The sequence below is a fragment of the Acinetobacter sp. ANC 5378 genome (assembly GCF_013004315.1).
GTDB lineage: Bacteria > Pseudomonadota > Gammaproteobacteria > Pseudomonadales > Moraxellaceae > Acinetobacter.
Window position 1 is genome coordinate 78776 of the sequence record NZ_JABERK010000003.1, and the last position, 18955, is coordinate 97730.

At 39.2% G+C, this 18955-nt stretch carries 14 protein-coding genes and 1 rRNA gene; 6 read left to right on the top strand and 9 right to left on the bottom strand.

All coding sequences use genetic code 11. The features are described 5' to 3' along the window. Positions 1 to 21: 21 nt before the first annotated feature. Entirely contained in the window at positions 22 to 405 is a 384-nt protein-coding gene (pilG, locus tag HLH16_RS00620; RefSeq protein WP_067723812.1) for a twitching motility response regulator PilG, read from the bottom strand. Positions 406 to 685: 280 nt separating this feature from the next. On the opposite strand from pilG, the gene HLH16_RS00625 reads away from it, so the two are divergent. From HLH16_RS00625 to HLH16_RS00640, 4 genes are all read left to right on the top strand, one after another. Next, positions 686 to 1327 (top strand): hypothetical protein, encoded by a 642-nt coding sequence (locus HLH16_RS00625; RefSeq protein WP_171527818.1) that lies wholly within the window; start codon positions 686 to 688, stop codon positions 1325 to 1327. A 60-nt stretch (positions 1328 to 1387) separates the two neighbouring features. After that, the gene (locus HLH16_RS00630; protein ID WP_171527819.1) at positions 1388 to 2518 is read left to right on the top strand and encodes an efflux RND transporter periplasmic adaptor subunit; all 1131 of its coding nucleotides are present in this window, start codon (positions 1388 to 1390) and stop codon (positions 2516 to 2518) included. Between the two features lie 22 nt (positions 2519 to 2540). Then, positions 2541 to 5645 (top strand): efflux RND transporter permease subunit, encoded by a 3105-nt coding sequence (locus HLH16_RS00635; protein ID WP_171527820.1) that lies wholly within the window; start codon positions 2541 to 2543, stop codon positions 5643 to 5645. 96 nt (positions 5646 to 5741) lie between these two features. Then, the gene (locus HLH16_RS00640; protein WP_171527821.1) at positions 5742 to 7457 is read left to right on the top strand and encodes a proline--tRNA ligase; all 1716 of its coding nucleotides are present in this window, start codon (positions 5742 to 5744) and stop codon (positions 7455 to 7457) included. Between the two features lie 56 nt (positions 7458 to 7513). On the opposite strand, the gene HLH16_RS00645 is transcribed toward HLH16_RS00640, so the two are convergent. The 6 genes from HLH16_RS00645 to HLH16_RS00670 form a co-directional block, all read right to left on the bottom strand. Further along, positions 7514 to 8938, bottom strand: coding sequence for a hypothetical protein (locus HLH16_RS00645; RefSeq protein ID WP_171527822.1), 1425 nt, complete (start codon positions 8936 to 8938; stop codon positions 7514 to 7516). Between the two features lie 18 nt (positions 8939 to 8956). Beyond that, complete coding sequence (locus HLH16_RS00650) at positions 8957 to 11263, bottom strand: DUF6160 family protein (protein ID WP_171527823.1); 2307 nt, start codon at positions 11261 to 11263, stop codon at positions 8957 to 8959. Between the two features lie 29 nt (positions 11264 to 11292). Next, positions 11293 to 12015, bottom strand: a complete 723-nt coding sequence (locus HLH16_RS00655; RefSeq protein ID WP_171527824.1) for a hypothetical protein — start codon at positions 12013 to 12015, stop codon at positions 11293 to 11295. 12 nt (positions 12016 to 12027) lie between these two features. Next, the gene (locus HLH16_RS00660) at positions 12028 to 13920 is read right to left on the bottom strand and encodes a hypothetical protein (RefSeq protein WP_171527825.1); all 1893 of its coding nucleotides are present in this window, start codon (positions 13918 to 13920) and stop codon (positions 12028 to 12030) included. A 244-nt stretch (positions 13921 to 14164) separates the two neighbouring features. Beyond that, positions 14165 to 14734: a dCTP deaminase gene (gene dcd, locus HLH16_RS00665; RefSeq protein WP_171527826.1), complete on the bottom strand. Its 570-nt coding sequence runs from the start codon at positions 14732 to 14734 to the stop codon at positions 14165 to 14167. Positions 14735 to 14859: 125 nt separating this feature from the next. Next, complete coding sequence (locus HLH16_RS00670) at positions 14860 to 15453, bottom strand: LysE family translocator (RefSeq protein ID WP_171527827.1); 594 nt, start codon at positions 15451 to 15453, stop codon at positions 14860 to 14862. A gap of 273 nt (positions 15454 to 15726) precedes the next feature. Here HLH16_RS00670 and HLH16_RS00675 point away from each other — a divergent pair, with 273 nt between their 5' ends. Continuing rightward, on the top strand, positions 15727 to 16275 hold the full coding sequence (locus HLH16_RS00675) for a DUF2062 domain-containing protein (RefSeq protein WP_171527832.1): 549 nt from the start codon (positions 15727 to 15729) through the stop codon (positions 16273 to 16275). Positions 16276 to 16566: 291 nt separating this feature from the next. Here HLH16_RS00675 and apbC read toward each other — a convergent pair whose 3' ends face one another. After that, on the bottom strand, positions 16567 to 17847 hold the full coding sequence (apbC, locus tag HLH16_RS00680) for an iron-sulfur cluster carrier protein ApbC (RefSeq protein ID WP_171527828.1): 1281 nt from the start codon (positions 17845 to 17847) through the stop codon (positions 16567 to 16569). Between the two features lie 417 nt (positions 17848 to 18264). Between apbC and HLH16_RS00685 the strand changes: the two genes are divergently transcribed. Further along, complete coding sequence (locus HLH16_RS00685; RefSeq protein WP_171527829.1) at positions 18265 to 18516, top strand: hypothetical protein; 252 nt, start codon at positions 18265 to 18267, stop codon at positions 18514 to 18516. Between the two features lie 320 nt (positions 18517 to 18836). Here HLH16_RS00685 and rrf read toward each other — a convergent pair. Continuing rightward, a 5S ribosomal RNA gene (gene rrf, locus HLH16_RS00690) occupies positions 18837 to 18951 on the bottom strand. Positions 18952 to 18955: the final 4 nt, after the last annotated feature.

The window sequence follows — 18955 nt, forward strand, 5'->3', positions numbered from 1 at the left end:
TCTTTTCCCCAAAAAATAAACTTATGCTGTTACGTGATTACGGATTGCGTTTAACAATTCATCTTTACTAAAAGGTTTAGTTAAATACTCATCTGAACCAACAACACGACCTTTAGCCTGATCGAATAGACCATCTTTACTTGACAGCATAATGACCGGAATATTTTGATAATTTTGTGAGTTTTTGATTAAGGCACAGGTTTGATAACCATCCAAACGCGGCATCATAATATCGACAAACACGATATCCGGATTTGCTTCAGCAATTTTTGCCAATGCTTCAAAACCATCTACTGCGGTTACGACTTCACAACCTTCACGCTGAAGTAATGTCTCTGCTGTACGACGAATGGTTTTTGAATCATCAATCACCATCACTTTTAGATTTTGGAATTTATCGTCCATTTAATGACCCTTCCCATTTTTAGAATGTACAAACAATTTGAGTAGAAAGTTTGATTACAAGTTACAAACATTTTTAACATATCTTTACTTGCGTTTTCAACGAACATTTTCTGCCCAAAGACTCATTTTTCAAGGTTTTCAACAACAGCTTCACACTTTCCGTCGATCAATGATTTTTTTTTGACTAAGAGAGGTTTTTTATTCATGATTTTGAGTCTAATATAGCATTTTTATTACTTTAAAATAAGTAATTTAGTCAACTTTAAATTTGGGGGTTTCAATGCAAAGTCAGTTTAAACAAAAACTTGCTTTCATTGCGCAAAAAAAAATGACTAGAAAATTCACGTTTCTAGTCTTGATGCTTTTTCAATCCATCGCTATTTTTGCCGAAGCTCCAGCTAAAGCGACATGGTATCGTTACTATGACAGTAAAGGCGTTGCCAATATTAGTAGCAATGTAACCCCAAATCACATTCGCCATGGTTATGAAGCCTTAGACCAGAACATGCAGGTGATTCAACGTAACCGTGCTTACAACACCGAAGCAGATATCAAAAAAGCACCGCTACGTGCCGCACAAGCAAGACAAAATGCAGCTGACTTAAAACTTAAAACGGCATATACCAACAGTCAGATTGCTGCAACCAAGCGCGATGACGCATTGCGACACGTTAAAAAACAAATTTCCTTTCAACAAGACCAGCTTAAACAGCTGCAAAATGACCGGATTTACTTCAAACGTCAGCAAATTGAATATTTACGTAAAGCCGAAAGCCTTCCAACAACTTTAAAAAACAGCCTCGATAACAACCAAAAAAATATTGAAGCAAAAAAAGAAAGTATTCAGTCGTTACAAATGCACTATCGAAATACACAGCTAGAATACGACAGAATCATCAATCGTTTAAAAGCTATTGAATAAATTGCATTTGTTATAACACGGCATAATTTATGCCACGATAAATAAAAAGGATTTGCCTGCATGCTATTTGGACAGCGTATTATAAAAAGAACTAAATTAAGCCACAACAACAAATATTTAACCTATAGCACCCTCTGTTTGAGCCTGCTGCTGTGTGCTTGTCAAAAAAATGAAATAGAACAGCCGGTTCAAACCACGAATAAAATTGAATTAATTCAACAAGATTTAGTTTTAGTCAAGGATGGGGTCTCTGTTGCTAAAACCACATTTACCGGCACACTTCGTGCAGTAAATCAAAGCAGCATACAGGCGCAAGTGACTGCGACCGCAACGGCTGTAAATGCACAAGTGGGACAAGCCGTTTCAAAAGGTCAGGTTTTAGTTCGCTTAAATAATCAAGATAATGCTGCACGTCTTGCGCAAGCTCAAGCCAATCTTAGCGCGACTCAGGCACAAGCCAGTCTTGCAAAAAACATGATGCAGCGAAAAAAGCGCTTACTGGATCAAGGTTTTATTTCCAAGGTCGAATATGAACAGGCAGCAGTTGATTATCAGGCGCAACTTGAAAACGTGCACGCACAACAGGCCAATGTCAATATTGCTCAAAAAGCCGATCGTGATGGAACCATCTTGAGTCCGATCTCAGGTGTCATCACCAAACGTGAGGTTGAATCCGGACAAACGGTTGCGGCTGGCCAAACCCTATTTGAAATAGTCGATCCTGATCATTTAGAAATACAGGCCAAATTACCCAGTGACATGCAGGCCGCATTAAAAGTCGGTCAAAAAATTGAATATACCATTCAAGGGAACCCTGCCCAGCTGACGGCGGTATTGACCCGTATTTCCCCAATTGCCGATCCTGCAAGTCGTCAAATTGAATTCTTTGCCAAACCGAATGAAACCATCAACTCACTCAGCATTGGTTCCTTTGTTGAAGGTAGCATTCTTTCCTCTACCCAAATTAACGGCCAGTTGATTCCGTTGGATGTGATCCAGAATCTGAAAGATAAACCTTATGTATGGGTGATCCGCCAGAAAAAAATCGAAAAAGTAAATCTGGTCATTTTAGAACAGCGCTATCGCGACAATTTAGCCGTGGTTCAAGGACTGCAACCCGGTGACCAAATCAGCCGTATTAAATTTAATGACCAAGACCTTCATCAAGAAGTCATAATCACTCAAAAATAAAAATAAGCACAGGATTGCTGTTATGTGGTTTACCCGAATTAGTGTTAAGTATCCTGTTTTCACCATCATGATGATGTTGTGTTTACTGGTGTTGGGGTTCGCGTCTTGGCAACGGATGAGCGTTGAAGAATTCCCGGATGTCGATTTTCCATTTGTGGTGGTGTATACCAGCTATCCCGGCGCATCTCCTGAAATGATTGAATCTGAAGTAACCAAAAAATTGGAAGAAAGAATCAACACCATTTCAGGCTTAAAACAGGTGATTTCACAATCGAGTGAAGGACTGTCGACCATTATTGTCGAGTTTAATCTCGATGTTTCGTCTACTGTCGCAGCACAGGATATTCGCGATAAAATTTCCACCGTCACAGCCGGGTTTCGCGATGAAATTCAGGACCCTGTGGTGGAGCGTTATGACCCAACAGCCAATGCGGTGATGTCGATTGTTTTTGAATCGGACACCATGCCGTTACGCGACTTAAGTTCCTATTTGGATCAACGCATTGTTCCGCAATTGCAAACTGTGGCTGGCGTAGGCGCTGTCAATTTACTCGGTGATGCACAACGTCAAATCCGTATTGAAGTCGAACCACAAAAACTACAAAGCTTCGGCATTGGGATAGACCAGCTCATCAACACCTTAAAAGGTGAAAATATTGAAGTTCCGGGCGGAACTTTGAAACAACCCACCTCAGAACTGGTGGTTGAAATCAAATCCAAGGTGCTTCATCCACAATCGTTTGGCGATTTAATTGTTGCCAATAAAAATGGTGCGCCTATTTTCCTAAAACAAGTGGCGAAAATTGAAGATAGCCAAGCGGATTTAGAATCCAGTGCCTATTTAAATGGTAAAACAGCCGTAGCGATTGATATCTTGCGCAGCTCTGATTCCAATGTCATTGAAGTGGTGGATGCCACCTATAAAGCCATGGAGAAAATTGAAAAACAATTACCTCAAGGCACCGTTGCCAAAGTCGTGGTGGATAGCTCTAAAAGTATTCGCGGCAGTATTAAAGATGTTGCGCGCACGATTATTGAAGGGGCTGTTTTAGCCGTTCTGATTGTGTTGCTGTTTTTGGGCTCATTTCGCTCTACTGCAATTACCGGCTTAACCCTTCCAATCGCCTTACTCGGAGCACTCACCTTTATTTGGGCGTTTGGCTTCACGATCAATATGATGACGCTATTAGCGCTCTCACTCAGTATTGGTCTGTTAATTGATGATGCGATTGTGGTTCGGGAAAATATTGTCCGTCATGCAGATATGGGCAAAGATCACATTACTGCAGCGTTGGATGGCACCAAAGAAATCGGGCTTGCAGTTTTAGCCACCACACTCACCATTGTTGCAGTATTCTTGCCCGTTGCATTTATGGGCGGAATTATTGGTAAATTCTTCTATCAATTTGGGGTAACGGTCAGTGCTGCCGTGCTGATATCAATGTTTGTCAGCTTTACGCTTGACCCTATGCTTTCTGCACATTGGGTTGAAAAACATGATCCAAATAAGCAACCCGGCAAAATCAAACGCTTTTTTAACTGGATCTCCAACAAGCTGGATAATTTAAGTCATTACTACGAAAAATTGTTAAAACTGGCACTACGTTTCCGCATTCTTACCCTCCTGATTGCAGTCGCCTCACTTTTTGGTGCATTAGGACTCTCCAAGCTGGTGGGTACAGAGTTTGTTCCGGTTCCAGATAAAAGCGAAATTCGGATTAAGTTTGAAACCCCAGTGGATGCCTCTTTGGAATATTCACAAGCCAAGTTATTGCAAGTTGAGCATATTATTCGCCAACATCCGGATGTACGCAGTACTTACAGTATTATTAACGGCGTGACTGACCGTGGTAAAAACCATGTCAGTATCCGGGTGAGTGTAACCCCTCGTTTAGAGCGTAATAAGACCCTGACACAGCTCAACAATGAGTTTCGTCAACGCTTGCAAAGCGTAGCCGGTATTACCATTACCTCCGTTGCTTCTGCCGATGAAACGGTTTCGGGTGGGCAAAAGCCGGTTCTTATTTCCATCAAAGGCCCGGAACTGGATGAATTACAAAAAATCTCGGATCGCTTTCTTGCAGAAATCTCTAAAGTGAACGGAATTGTCGATCTTGAAAGCTCACTTAAAGAACCGAAACCGACCTTAGCTGTTCATATTAACCGCTTGCTTGCAAGTGATTTAGGTCTTTCAGTCAATCAAATTGCCAATGTGGTTCGCCCATTGCTTGCGGGCGATGATGTAACGACTTGGCAAGATGAAAAAGGGGAAACGTATGATGTCAATCTTCGCCTGACCGAAAATAAACGCAGCTTACCGAGTGACATCGAAAGTCTTTATTTAAACTCACAAAAAACCGATGCTTTGGGTCAGCCTATTTTAGTGCCATTGGCAAGTGTGGCATCGTTTAAAGAAAGTATAGGTGCATCACAAATTAACCGTCGCGATTTAGCACGTGAGGTATTGGTTAAAGCCAATACTGCAGGTCGTCCTGCGGGTGATATTGGGCAAGATCTTAAAAAGATTCAGGATAATTTTGATTTACCACCGGGTTATAGTTTCGTCACCCAAGGTGCGAATAAAGATATGGCTGAATCTGCAGGTTACGCCATGACTGCGATTACCCTTTCCATTGTATTTATCTATATTGTGCTTGGATCACAGTTCAATAGCTTTATTCATCCCGCTGCCATTATGGCGTCCCTCCCCCTATCACTGATTGGGGTCTTTCTTGCCTTGTTCCTGTTTAATTCAACGATGAATCTATTTTCCATCATTGGCATTATCATGCTAATGGGATTAGTCACTAAAAATGCCATCCTGCTGATCGACTTCATCAAGAAAGCCATGGATCGAGGTGAAGATCGTTACGATGCCATTATTGCTGCAGGAAAAACCCGTTTACGTCCTATTTTAATGACCACCAGTGCCATGGTGATGGGCATGATTCCACTGGCATTGGGTCTAGGCGAAGGCGGTGAACAAAGTGCACCTATGGCCCATGCCGTGATTGGCGGTGTAATTACTTCTACCCTATTAACCTTAGTGGTCGTACCGGTGATCTTTACCTACTTAGATGACTTTAAGAATTTTATGACGCGCCAAATACGAAAAATCATGGCATAATTTATGACATCACAATGAGGTGACATTCAGAAATGTTCACCTCATTTTTTATTGTATAATCTTGGCTTTCAAGGCTTAATTTTTAGGACAGCTTCCATGCGCGCGAGTCGCTTTTTATTTGCTACGTTAAGAGAAACCCCAAACGATGCTGAAGTCATTTCACATCAGCTCATGTTACGTGCGGGGATGATTCGTAAATTGGCTTCGGGTTTATACACTTGGTTGCCGATGGGCGTACGTGTGCTAAATAAAGTTGAAGCGATTGTACGTGAAGAAATGAACCGTGCTGGCTCACTTGAAGTATTCATGCCAGTGACTCAACCTTCAAGTTTATGGGAAGAATCAGGTCGCTTTGTACAATATGGTCCTGAACTGCTACGTTTCAAAGACCGTCATAATAATGATTTTGTGCTTGGGCCTACCCATGAAGAAGTGATTACCGATCTTGCGCGTAACGAATTGAAAAGTTACAAACAACTTCCAATCAATTTCTACCAAATTCAAACCAAATTCCGCGATGAAATTCGTCCACGTTTTGGTGTAATGCGTTCACGTGAATTCATCATGAAAGATGCTTATTCTTTCCATGTAGATCAAGCATCATTACAAGAAACATATGACGTGATGTACAACACCTATTGCCGTATCTTTACTCGTCTAGGTTTGGATTTCCGCCCAGTACAAGCAGACACCGGTTCGATTGGTGGTTCAGGTTCACATGAATTCCACGTATTGGCATCAAGCGGTGAAGATGATATCGCTTTCTCAACAGAATCTGACTATGCAGCCAACGTTGAAATGGCTGAAGCAGTACTTGTTGGTGAACGTGCTGCACCGACTAAAGAATTAACTTTGGTGGATACGCCAAATCAAAAAACTATTGCTGATGTCTCAGCATTCCTTGAAACTGAAACCAAAGATTCAGTTAAAGCCTTATTGGTTCAAGGGATTGCGGACGAAAAAGGCAATGTTCCAGTCGTTGCCTTATTCCTTCGTGGCGACCATGAACTCAATGAAATTAAAGCGGAAAAACATGCCGCTATTGCTGCACCTTTAACTTTTGCAACTGAAGAACAAATTTCTGCACTGGGTTTAACCACAGGTTTCATTGGCCCTCAAGGTTTAGTTGAAAAAGGCTTAACCGTGATTGTGGATCGGGCAGCCTCTGTACTATCTGACTTTGTTGCAGGTGCTAACGAAGCAGATAAACACGCGACTGGCGTAAACTGGGAACGTGATGCAAAATTCACAGAAGTTTATGACTTACGTAATGTGGTTGAAGGCGATCCATCACCAGACGGTAAAGGTACACTGCAAATTAAACGTGGTATTGAAGTTGGTCATATCTTCCAGCTCGGTAAAAAATACTCTGAAGCATTAGACTGTAAAGTTCTGAGTGAAGATGGTAAACCGCAAGTTGTAACGATGGGTTGCTACGGTATTGGGGTAACACGTGTGGTTGCTTCTGCCATTGAACAAAACTTTGATGACAAAGGCATTATCTGGCCTGCTGCGATTGCACCTTTTGATGTTGCGATTGTGCCAATGAACGCGCATAAATCACCACGTGCTTTAGCTGCGGCAGAAGAGCTATACGCTGAACTACAAGCTGCGGGTTATGACGTTATTTTAGATGACCGTAATGAACGTCCAGGAGTAAAATTCTCGGATCTTGAATTAACCGGTATTCCACATCGTATCGTGATTGGTGAAAAAGGTTTGGATGCAGGCACCTTTGAATATAAAGGTCGTACTGACGCTGAATCCGTGAATATCTCTAAAGAGGAATTATTAGCGAAAATTGCGAAATAATTTTGATTTGAGATAAAAAATCCCGCTAAGGCGGGATTTTTTATGAGACAAAGAAATTAACAGAATTTATGTCCACCAAAGCAGTTTGTAGGAACTGCCTGGTTTTTCAATATCTTATCCTGCAATGTTAAACTTGCAGGTCGACCAGTGTCATAGCTGGTAAAACCACCCACATTAATGTTCAATTTTTTAACCACAGGAACGTCTGCAATAGTTCCCAAAGCCTCAGTCAAACTCACATTGATCAAGTTTTCAGGTTTTAATAAGAAATCTGAAATTGCTGTAGCAACTTGCGGCAGTACATAAGAAATATCAACTTCATCTTGTGTTTGCAAATAGCCCAATTGAATTGGGTCTTTAAATGACATCCACCAACCTGGTCTTGCTATATCTGCGGCATCAGCACCTTGCCAACGAATATTTTGATTCTGTAATGATAGATATCCCCCTGTTCCATTCAATGGAATATTGTGAATCATACTCAGTGCTTGAACGAAAGTAATATCCATATTTAAGTTATCAAGCGAAGAACCTGTATCCATTTTGAAGAAAGAATGCTCACCTACATTCAGGCCCAAAAGACTAATCAATGGGTCAAAGGTCACAAAAAGCTGGTCATTAGCAAAATTTGGAGTACCAATTACATTGGCAGGTAAACCTGCAGTCGGCGCTGCTAAAGGAATGGAGGCAATACTTGAACGAATACCTGAAACCGTAGCAGCTTTCATACGTGTACCCGTCACAATCGTTTCAGGCATAACAAACTCTACTCGCATTGATGGCACGGTAATGCCCGTATGACCTTCTGTCTGCTGACCATTTGTAATTGGCTTACTGGTAAATTTACGTGTTTGTCCTAATGCCTTTAAATTACCTGAAATTTTTTCACTTTCTGTCAAGCCAAATTTGGTGGCTTTGGTTCTTGATTCGCCTGCCGTTTGCGCCATCTTCATATAGCCGGTAAAACTTTGAATCCCATCACTTGGATTTTGTGAGTTTTCAGTACCTAAAGTCAGTAAGCCAATAATATTTTGTGCACCTAGACGAAAGCCTGCAACTTCACGTGTCGCAGCACTAGTACCTTTAATCGCAAACTCAATAAATGGGTTGGTAATTGACGCACTGGTTGCTGCACGACCATCACTACCAAATGTAGGACTACCATTGGCATCGCTACCGGTATTTAAGCCACTTAGTGAAACATTTGAAATATCAATGTCACAACCGACTTTATAACTATTATTGGTTCCACCACAGCCCAACTGCAAGGTTTTAATATTGACGTTCAATTCCATTAATGCCGCAATACTTAATTTATGGAAATTTAAACCTTGAGATACATCTGAACTATTTTCTAAATTTAATAATGCTTGTCCATCAACTTTCGACAGTTCACTGTCATCTAATGCAATCATTGCATGACTATAATGGGTTAGATTCAATGCAGCAAAAATTAAACCACTTAATAATTTCTTTTTCATTATTATATCTTCCTGATTTTAACGTGGTGTAATGCCCAAAGTGCTACGAATTGTACCACCCGTGAGTGCGACTGATGCGATATTTTGCATATTGCCATTTGTCGACATGGCAAAATTGGTTCTAAATGGTGTTGCAATGTTATTGCCAGCATTTAATTTAACTTGGTTATCAAAGGTTATAGTATCTGCACTCACACGAACTTTCGCCTTCATCGCAAGATCCCCTTCAATACGGTTAAAATGAATCGCAGAGGTCTTTAATTTCCCGTCTATATCAATATCTTCATTGGTCAAACTAAAATAACTACCTAAGTTTGTGACGTCAGCGACCTCAGCTGTGCTTAAGGGTCTAAATTTAAAATTTGCATTGAAGGCTAAGAAATTACTATCGGGATTCTCAGTTGTTGGGTCTATGCCTGGAATAATTAACAGCTCCCCACTGCCATCAAGCTTAAAAGCAATATTCGTGATTACATCTTCACGCTTCGAAAAATTATCATGCGGCACATAAGTACCACATTTAGTGTAAGTACCTGACGCACAATTATATTTTGAACCAGGTAATTGACCAATCGCAAGTTCCGCTTTTGCGGCAATTAATAACTTATCGGCACGAATATAAATTCCTTCATCTTCATACCCAATAACGCCGTCAGACTGGAAAAAAGCATCTATATTTCGAAAACCAGCATAATAATTAACAGGTTCATTATGAACCCCATTTTGACCATCAATTAATATAATAGACGTGGTACTTGGTAAACCTGTTTTGGAATCTATGCCATAGCCCTCTGTAGATGCCATAACATTGTAAGCAATTCCATTTTTGTTGGCTGCCCCATAGGTACCCGCAGACAATGCAACATTGGTATTCAGATTATAAATTGGAATACCAATCCCCCATGTTCCCCCATTCCCATTCAATTTTTGCAACGAATTATCTGAAATAATGCGCGCTTTTGCTGCAATGGATTGGAAATCCATACCACGAACGGCAATTAAAATAGCATCTTTAGGATTAGCTGCGGTGGTTAAAGTTTGTTTCAGTATGGGACTGGTAACAGCAAGCGTTTTTTGAATATTTTCATTAACAATGAAATCAAGGGTTTTTGTTGTTATGGTATTAATATAAATGTCACCAAAGTCGATATACGCATTTTTCTTATGTAATGTGCCATCTGCGATCCGAGTAGTAAGCTGTCTTAAATTTGAAAACTCAATAGCATAACTACCTTTGCCCGTATGCCCAATTTCAAGCGTTGTCGGTGACATCGACGCAGGAAGATTTGTATCAGATGCATTGGTGAAGTCAGCGGCTAAACTTAAATGCAACCCACCAGAGCCAAGAAGTCCAAGGTCATTACCCGCACTATTATAGCCTGATGCTATTTTAGTCTCTTTCATTAGTACGCCATTGACCATGTTATTGACTTCAAAATTAGCAACCTTTGTTTGGTTGCCATTCAAAGCCAACTTGGCATTCGTTACTGCACCGGAAGCACCTAAACGCATAATATTTTTACGTTCATTGCTTGGAGTATTATAACGTAAATCAATATTTACCCCTGGATTCGTTGCATCAATACGTCCGGTGGCAACATCTGTCGTATCGGTAACACGTTTTAGATCAACATAGTGATTTTGATTTTCATTATATGTACTTAACACAAGCCCTTCGTCTTGGTCGATGTACATATAACCGTCACCGGCAAAATTAAAATTAAAATCATTAAAAATAAGACTATTAAGGCCTAATTTATGGCTAATCGTAGCATTTTTTAATTGAAAATCGACACTTGCTTTCGCATACTTATTAAACAATCCGCCTGTTGTTTGCAAAACAAAATTCAATGGTGTAGATGTACTGATTCCGAGCGTACCTAAACTTTGATTAGATTTAACCCCTGGAGTACGTAAACTATTTGCTGCTTGCTGACATGGATTGGTAGTGCAGGTGTTTTTAACCAGTACTAAATCTGCTGTTGCTGTAAATGGAGCTACACTTGCTGCAAGACGAATCCCTGCACCGCCAGATGTTCCACCATCCACATCAAGTTCAACCTGGCTGATAATAGGCTTATTATTCACCCCATCAATCTGCACGTTATGTAGCCCTAAACCCATTTGCACATTTGCTGCCGGATTTGGATCATACCAATTTGCTTGCTCAATTTTGACACGCGACACTTCATGCGTGATTACAATACCGTCCTGGCCCGTCACATTACTCAGTTCTTTCTCGTCAATTTGCTCTAGTGCGTATCCTTGTTGCGCAAGACATATACATACCGTCAGCACATTTAGCTTCATTGTCGTTTTTATCATATTTATATCCTTATTATGCACTGAAGCTTTTAGCAGCGAATGCCTACACCACCAGTACAGTTATAGCTAAATATTTTTAAATTACCCGACATATGTAAGTTGCCATGCATATTTAGCCCCATGAATCCTTTCTCTGCATTCCTATCAAATGTTGGAACATTCGTCTCAACATTAGTAATAGAGCCATCATTTTGAATCGTCTTGGCTGTATAAGTGGTATAAGTAGATGTATTGGCATAGCCTTCATTGGCTCCTGTGCCTGTACCCGTTTCAACACCGACCGTACCAAAACCTAAGTTACGTATTTTTAATGGCTTATTATCATAAAATGTAACTTGCATGGCAGTTTGCGCTGCATTACTGCTGTTGCCGACTGTTACAGCATCAATAGAAAATTGATCAATTTGCAAGGTACCTTGAATGCCTTTGAACACCAACCATCTTTTATTGCCCAAAGCATCTACATGATTATTCGGTGCAATCGCTAAACGACAGAGTTGTTTGTTTGCGCCACATACATTTGGATCAAGTGAATAATAAACTGTGGTTGGATTACCATTACCATCCAAGATGGAAATCGAATTTTTCGTCATATCTGTGGCATATAAATGGTTTAACGATAAAGTCCAACTCAGTTCAGCCCCACCTTGACCCACAGCATTTTTAAGCTCTTGTGGACTCATGGCTTCAAGACCTGCATGTACAGTAAATGCAGAACTCAACAGCATAAAAAGTGTGATTTTCTTAAGCATTCCTGTACTCCCTTACAGACCGGTTGTTTTAATTTTAAGGTGTTGAATCAGAACACCATCAATAACGGCAGATCCATAATTTTTAATATCACCATTGGCGTTTTTAAACATGATACCGGTTGAGTTATTGTCTTGTTTCGCACGCAATAGATTGGTTCCCGGAATACGTTCGGTACTTCCAATAGCTATACTGCTGTGCGTTGCTGTACGACCTTGATAAAGTGCAGAAGCATCAGTCGATACATTTTTGATCGCCTCGCCACATTGATAAACATTACAAGTTGAACCTTTTAAAGACGTTGAGCCTAAGGTAGAACCATAATTTTGATAAATTTTATTATAAATTTCAGCTACATTTGGAATACGTGTGACTTCCAGAATAATATTATTACCATCTGAGGCCACGATAAATGGCTGATCCATCGTACCCAAGACCAAGTTAATATTTGGGCTATAAATATACAGACCCTCCAAGTCGTGGAAGGTCGGTGCGGCAGACGAATTTAACGCTGGTGTTGAGGCAGTACCATCCGATTGATCATTCTTCGCCGCGGTACTGATACGAATTCCCTTGCTATCTAGATTCGTAGAAGCCGTAGTTAAATTTTCGGGTGTATCATTGGTATTAATTCGAATAAGACTGGCTAAACCTAAAGTTTGACTATAATCCTTTGTCGGAGAAGTGAAGGTTTGAAACAGGCGGAATTGAGAGCCATTGAGACTTAAACCATTGGCAACAAATTGCAGTCTTAAACGCTCTGAAACCAGCAGATCTCCCGGCACATTAGGCGCTCCAGTCTTTGGATCGACATAATTAGATGAAGTAAAACTGCGCGCAAAAATATCCGTCCAGAAACCCAGCTTAATGTTATTGTCTGCTTCATTTGCTACTACGGTAGCCAATGGCGCCTCTAAAGCGATATATCCGAGGTCTTTTTCTGCAGCACTGAATTGTCTTACTTTTTCCGTACCTGCGCGGAATAGCCATGGGTTAACCGTCGAGCCCCAGTTAAAACCCTGATTACTATAACGCGTACTTAATGAGCCATCACTTTTGGATAAAGCCAAGCCATAAATGAAAATATCTGCCTTGGTTCTTTTATTGCTGATTTGTGCTGCTGTTAAGGATACAGCCGAAGCATTTCCCGCCTTAATCCCTTCAGCAATGGGATCTTTCTGAGACAATTGAGCTTGCCTAATTGCTTCAGCAGTGATCCATGTTCTGGTATCTGTGACAACTTTAGCTGTTGCATCAGCAACAACCGGTTTTTCATTTTTTATCTTTGCTATTGTCATGCGTTCAGTTTCAGCAGCCCCATACCAAATTACTGTTGCATTGTAGTAGGCTTGATACTCATTAAAAGGTTTACTTCTATCCCAATATTTATCTATTTCTGCTTTTTCATAAATTGCATATTTGCTTGAATAAAATTCATTATATTTAGCAGCATATAAAACTGGATCGTTATTCACGCTATTTTGAATTGCTGTATATGTTGTAGCATTTGTAGTGACTGTATTTTGATAGGTACTATTGTAGGCTGCAGAATAATTTTTTTCGAATGCTGTATCATACAATTGCTGGTAGTTTTCACCAGTGGGAATAATACGAATAAGACCTGTATCATTCTGCCAAGGATTCACAATACCTCGTGAATAACTTGATCCGGTAGATGTGTCGTAATAACCTGTTGCATTATTATTCAATGCAGTTGAACGGTCACTTGGTGCTTGAAAAACCATTTTGAAGTTTTCAAGGCTTAAACCAATTCCCTCACCTGTCGTTTCAGCAAGATGGTCATCCGATAAAGATTCAAGTGCATAAATTGATGGGCTAAGCAAAACTGCGATTAAACTCGCCAAACAAGATTTTTTAAATCTTGCATTATTCCAACTTTGAGTCATCACGACCTTCCTTTTTATCAGATGCTCCGCATCATTATTTTTTAGTTCATCCTAAGCTTGGTATATCTATTTTATTTATTTGTCATTACAACAATGTTCTTACCAAGTTTGTATAACTTTTTATTATGCTGAATATTAATCCAATTGCAAAAAAAACTGGGCGAATGAACCCAGTTTCCGATGAATGAATCTCACAAAAAATAAGCGGATCAAAATGATCCGCTTGTTCAATTATTTATACTGATTATGCTTTTGGCAAAGTCACACCAGTTTGACCTTGATACTTACCACCACGGTCTTTATATGAAGTTTCACATACTTCATCAGATTCAAAGAACAACATTTGAGCAACACCTTCACCCGCATAAATACGCGCCGGCAAATTGGTTGTATTCGAAAATTCCAAAGTTACGTGACCTTCCCACTCAGGCTCAAGCGGGGTCACATTCACGATAATACCGCAACGCGCATAAGTCGACTTGCCTAAACATACGGTCAAAACATTACGTGGAATACGGAAATATTCAACTGTACGTGCTAAAGCAAATGAGTTTGGTGGAATAATGCATACATCCGATTCAATATCGATAAAGCTTTTATCATCAAAGTTTTTGGGATCGACAATTGCTGAATGGACATTGGTAAATACTTTAAATTCACGCGCACAACGAACATCATAACCATAGCTTGAAACGCCATAAGAAATGAGTTTCTCACCTGTTTCATCATAACGCACTTGGTTTTCTGCATACGGTTCAATCATGCCGTGATTTTCGCTCATTTCACGAATCCAACGATCAGACTTAATTGCCATTCTTTCAATCCAAAAATAGTTAAATCAATTATTGCGCTGTACTTTAACTGAAATTGGCTGCAATGGAAATGATGATCAGGCGATGATGTCATTTTTTACAAAATGTGTATTTTCATCGCCTGATCTCAAAGACTTAAAAGAGCAGAATATCCGAGTGGAATAGAGAAACTGACCAAAACCAAAGAAGCGGTTTTTTGCAAGTTAGATTGATTCAGCCAACGTACTTTATTAGTGGCCAAGATAGAACCGATAAAAGTCCAAAACAAAGCAATTGGCACAATTAAAATGAGAAACATGCCAATATGAACCAAATAATTATTCAGTGTTAACCACGCTGAACTTGGAAAAATAGCAGAGGCAAACAGTAATGCTTTAGGGTTCAATAAGGTTGCACAAAATAATTCACGTGCACGAATGGTCGGCAGATGATAACTGGCTTCAATATCTGCTGTTTTCCAGAGTTTAATAGCGAGAAAAATAATATACAGCGCACTTAATAACTTCAAAAGTATCGGGAGAATAGGAAATTGACTTGAAACTGTACCAATAATAACTCCCCAAACAGTAATAGATATTAAATAACCGAATGATTCTGCGGGAATAAGTTGCAATGATTGGCGCACACCGACCTGAATTCCAGATGATGCAAGCAAGGTATTTGTTGGGCCCGGTGTCAATAAAATAGTGACCACTAAACCGATGAACAGCCATGAAATCATATGCGACCTCTCTATAGAGTGCGCGAAGAGTAAATTAGTTTATTGTACTTAGCAAATATGCAATTTTATATCTTTTCAAAAATCTAAAAATATTAAAAATAATTAATATATATCAAATATTTAATAAGTATATTACCAATATAACTAGATAGTCATTTGTTAAAAATAATTTCAATGACAATATTTTTTTAGCATTCATTTCATCATTCAGTCATACTTGGTCCGCTTTGAAGTAGTCTATTCAGGCACAACACATTATTATCTAAGTATCATATATTTATGGCAAAACAATTCTTTCAATCATGGCTTCCCTCTCCTCATAAAGTCGCGGAGATGAAACTGATGAAGATTTTTGGTCAACGTACCTTAAATCCTTTGCTGTGGTATGTGAACAGAAAGTCTATTTCAAAAGCCATTTTTATTGGCACGTTTTGGGGCATGTTGCCTTTGCCTTTTCACAGTATTTTGATTGTTCTGACGGTTTTACTGTTTGAAGTCAACTTACCTGTGAGTTTATGTCTCGCTTGGCTAACCAATCCCTTTACGCTTGTTCCCATTTTATATCTTGGTTTTTGGTTAGGTACTCAAGTGTTTCAAGTCAATATGATCAATCAAGATATGATACTGGGTGTTCTGCATCAGATCAGTTATTGGATCACTCACTTTGGTGAAGGACATATTGACCTGAGTTTAGCTAAAATTTTATTATCCGGTTTAGTGCTGGAAGCTTTAATTTTTGCCGTGATATTATTTGTAATTACACGGCTGTTTTGGCGCTGGAATATTATTCAACATTATAACCGTCGTCGTCATATCAAATAATCATCACACCTTTAAATATAAGAATGTCACTAGACGCATTATTGCAACTGACTTTACCTATAAAATTTACTTTATGATATTTTTCCTGACGGAGCCAACTTGTTTTCGCTCTGCGATTAATGATCTTCCACAACGCAATTTTGACATTTTTGTTAAGCATTATTGAAGTATCAACTCTGCTTCTAAACAGCTTTATCCTATTACCTTATACTTCAAAAAAAAACATAATCCCACTCGATAAAAAAGCCCCACAGAAGTGGAGCTTTTTAAATCTGACTACTCAATCAGCGATTAGAAAATTCTATTTTGTGGCTTCTCTACTTTCGGTAATTGGTCTGCAATTTTTTGAGCAATCGACATATAGCTTTCGGCCGCATCATCACCTACAAGTACAGAAGGTTTACCTGCATCGGCATTTTCACGAATTTGAACATTTAAAGGTAAACGACCCAGTAAAGGAATATTGTATTGTTCAGATAACTTGTCGCCACCACCAGTACCGAAAATCTGCTCTTCATAACCACAGTTCGAACAAATATGTGTCGACATGTTTTCCACAACTCCCATGACAGGAATCTGAACTTTATTAAACAGTTCAATTCCTTTTGTTGCATCTAAAAGTGCTACATTTTGTGGAGTAGTCACAATGACAGCACCAGTCACAGGAATACGCTGTGCAAGGGTCAATTGAATATCACCTGTCCCTGGTGGCATATCAATCATCAAAACATCCAGATCAGGCCACAAGGTTTGGTTAAACAACTGCATCAATGCACCTGTAGCTTTTGGACCACGCCAAGCCACCGGGGTATTATTATCGCCCGTTAGATGTCCAATCGATAAAACCGCCATACCATACGCATCGATTGGAACAAAATTTTCCGCTTCAATCATCGGGGTACGCCCTGCATTACCTAACATGGTTGGAATACTTGGACCATAAATATCAGCATCTAAAACACCAACTTTTAAACCTAATTTTTGCAATGCCAATGCAAGGTTTACAGTGGTGGTCGATTTACCCACACCACCTTTACCCGATGAAACCAAAATCACATTTTTAATACGTGGATGTTTAGGTACATCTCTTTGTTGTGGTGCCGGTTTTTGAATGGGTGGATTGTTTGGATCTTCATCATTTTTTGTTTCAGCTTGAGCTGTTTTGCCTGAAGCATCCACTACAGGCGGAAGTTTTTGAGCTTGTGGAGTTGCTTTTTCACCTTGAGGATTGCTTGAACAGCTATGTCCTTCTTTTCCATGATCATGATTAGAACAGCTTTCACCTTGTGCGTGTTTTTGCTGAATCACATGCATATTGAGTTCTTGGATACCACATTTTTCTAAGGCATCTGCCAAATCATCATGTATTTTTTGTAAATGATCTGCTTCCTCAGGATAAGTATTAATGGTTATTTGCAATACTCGCCCTTCGACATTGACTTGGGTAATTCGGTCTTTCAGTGCATGGTTTGAATTTGGCAATAAATAGCCTTGTAGCACATTCTGGATTTCTTCCTCCTTCACCTCCTGTGAGGGTGAAAAAACAGATTTAAGCGAAGAAAGCCACGACATAAGTTTACTCCAAGTACGAACATACAGCTGAATATCATAGTTTAGCTTTAAATGAGACGAAGGTTAAGTAAAGTTCTAGCTTGCTTTATGAATGTTGCTAAAAATCCGACCCTATCAGTAGGTTTTAGGGCTTAACTCTTTATTTTAAAGATGATATTACGTCTTTTTTATTGAACCCGCTATAAATATACTTGTATTAAATCATCGACTAGCACGAGCTAAAGCAGATAGATCCAAAACAGTTCAAAAAATTACATCTTGGTTTACCAATATAAATAACAATTATTTTTCGTAACAATTATTATGCGGACATATCTTTATTTTGTTCTTTATATTAGCTGCACATTATTATTTTTATCATAACAATTTTTTTCGGGGATCATATTTTGCTAAAAAAAATTACTTCCATGCATTTTATTGACTGCTATGTCATTTACCCATACAGCAAATGAAACTTCTTCTATACGCACCCAGGAAGGACAATTAATCAGTTTAGGCGATACTTTTACAGATATTCAAAATCGTCTGAAGTTGTCTCCAAACTCAATGATTACACGTAAATTCAAAGAAGGGGAAAATCTTGATTTAGCAATGGACTATAAATATGAAATAGAAAATATGATGTATACCATCACCATTGTGAACGATCGTGTAAGGAAGGAAAATTGAATGGCCCAATACTGATCAAGAAATTGAAGATAAAATAACTGAATAACTCTTTTTCAAAAATCATTATTTTTGCTGCTGATCATTGATTTAATCTAAAACTGCATTTCGAAACAAAGAAAATACAGAATGTAGCGAAGTAACTTAAAATATTAAGTTAAAAATATTCTAGGATTTAGTCATCTTTTCAACTAAAACATTCATCTTTTATGACGATAAAATGACTATTTTTCCTTTTTCGATTCGATTTTTTTATTTTCTATTTCCCCGCACATAAAAAAATCCCCCTGGCTCTTGGAGTCAGGGGGATTTTAGAATTAATGAGCTGGCGATGACTTACTCTCACATGGGTAACCCCACACTACCATCAGCGCAAAGAGGTTTCACTTCTGAGTTCGGGAAGGGATCAGGTGGTTCACTCTTGCTATTGTCGCCAGCACAA

Coding starts and splice junctions, on each gene's coding strand:
- HLH16_RS00645 (WP_171527822.1), bottom strand. CDS start 8,938: ATGAAAAAGAAATTATTAAGTGGTTTAATTTTTGCTGCATTGAATCTA.
- pilG (WP_067723812.1), bottom strand. CDS start 405: ATGGACGATAAATTCCAAAATCTAAAAGTGATGGTGATTGATGATTCA.
- apbC (WP_171527828.1), bottom strand. CDS start 17,847: ATGTCGTGGCTTTCTTCGCTTAAATCTGTTTTTTCACCCTCACAGGAG.
- HLH16_RS00630 (WP_171527819.1), top strand. CDS start 1,388: ATGCTATTTGGACAGCGTATTATAAAAAGAACTAAATTAAGCCACAAC.
- HLH16_RS00670 (WP_171527827.1), bottom strand. CDS start 15,453: ATGATTTCATGGCTGTTCATCGGTTTAGTGGTCACTATTTTATTGACA.
- HLH16_RS00660 (WP_171527825.1), bottom strand. CDS start 13,920: ATGACTCAAAGTTGGAATAATGCAAGATTTAAAAAATCTTGTTTGGCG.
- dcd (WP_171527826.1), bottom strand. CDS start 14,734: ATGGCAATTAAGTCTGATCGTTGGATTCGTGAAATGAGCGAAAATCAC.
- HLH16_RS00650 (WP_171527823.1), bottom strand. CDS start 11,263: ATGATAAAAACGACAATGAAGCTAAATGTGCTGACGGTATGTATATGT.
- HLH16_RS00625 (WP_171527818.1), top strand. CDS start 686: ATGCAAAGTCAGTTTAAACAAAAACTTGCTTTCATTGCGCAAAAAAAA.
- HLH16_RS00635 (WP_171527820.1), top strand. CDS start 2,541: ATGTGGTTTACCCGAATTAGTGTTAAGTATCCTGTTTTCACCATCATG.
- HLH16_RS00640 (WP_171527821.1), top strand. CDS start 5,742: ATGCGCGCGAGTCGCTTTTTATTTGCTACGTTAAGAGAAACCCCAAAC.
- HLH16_RS00655 (WP_171527824.1), bottom strand. CDS start 12,015: ATGCTTAAGAAAATCACACTTTTTATGCTGTTGAGTTCTGCATTTACT.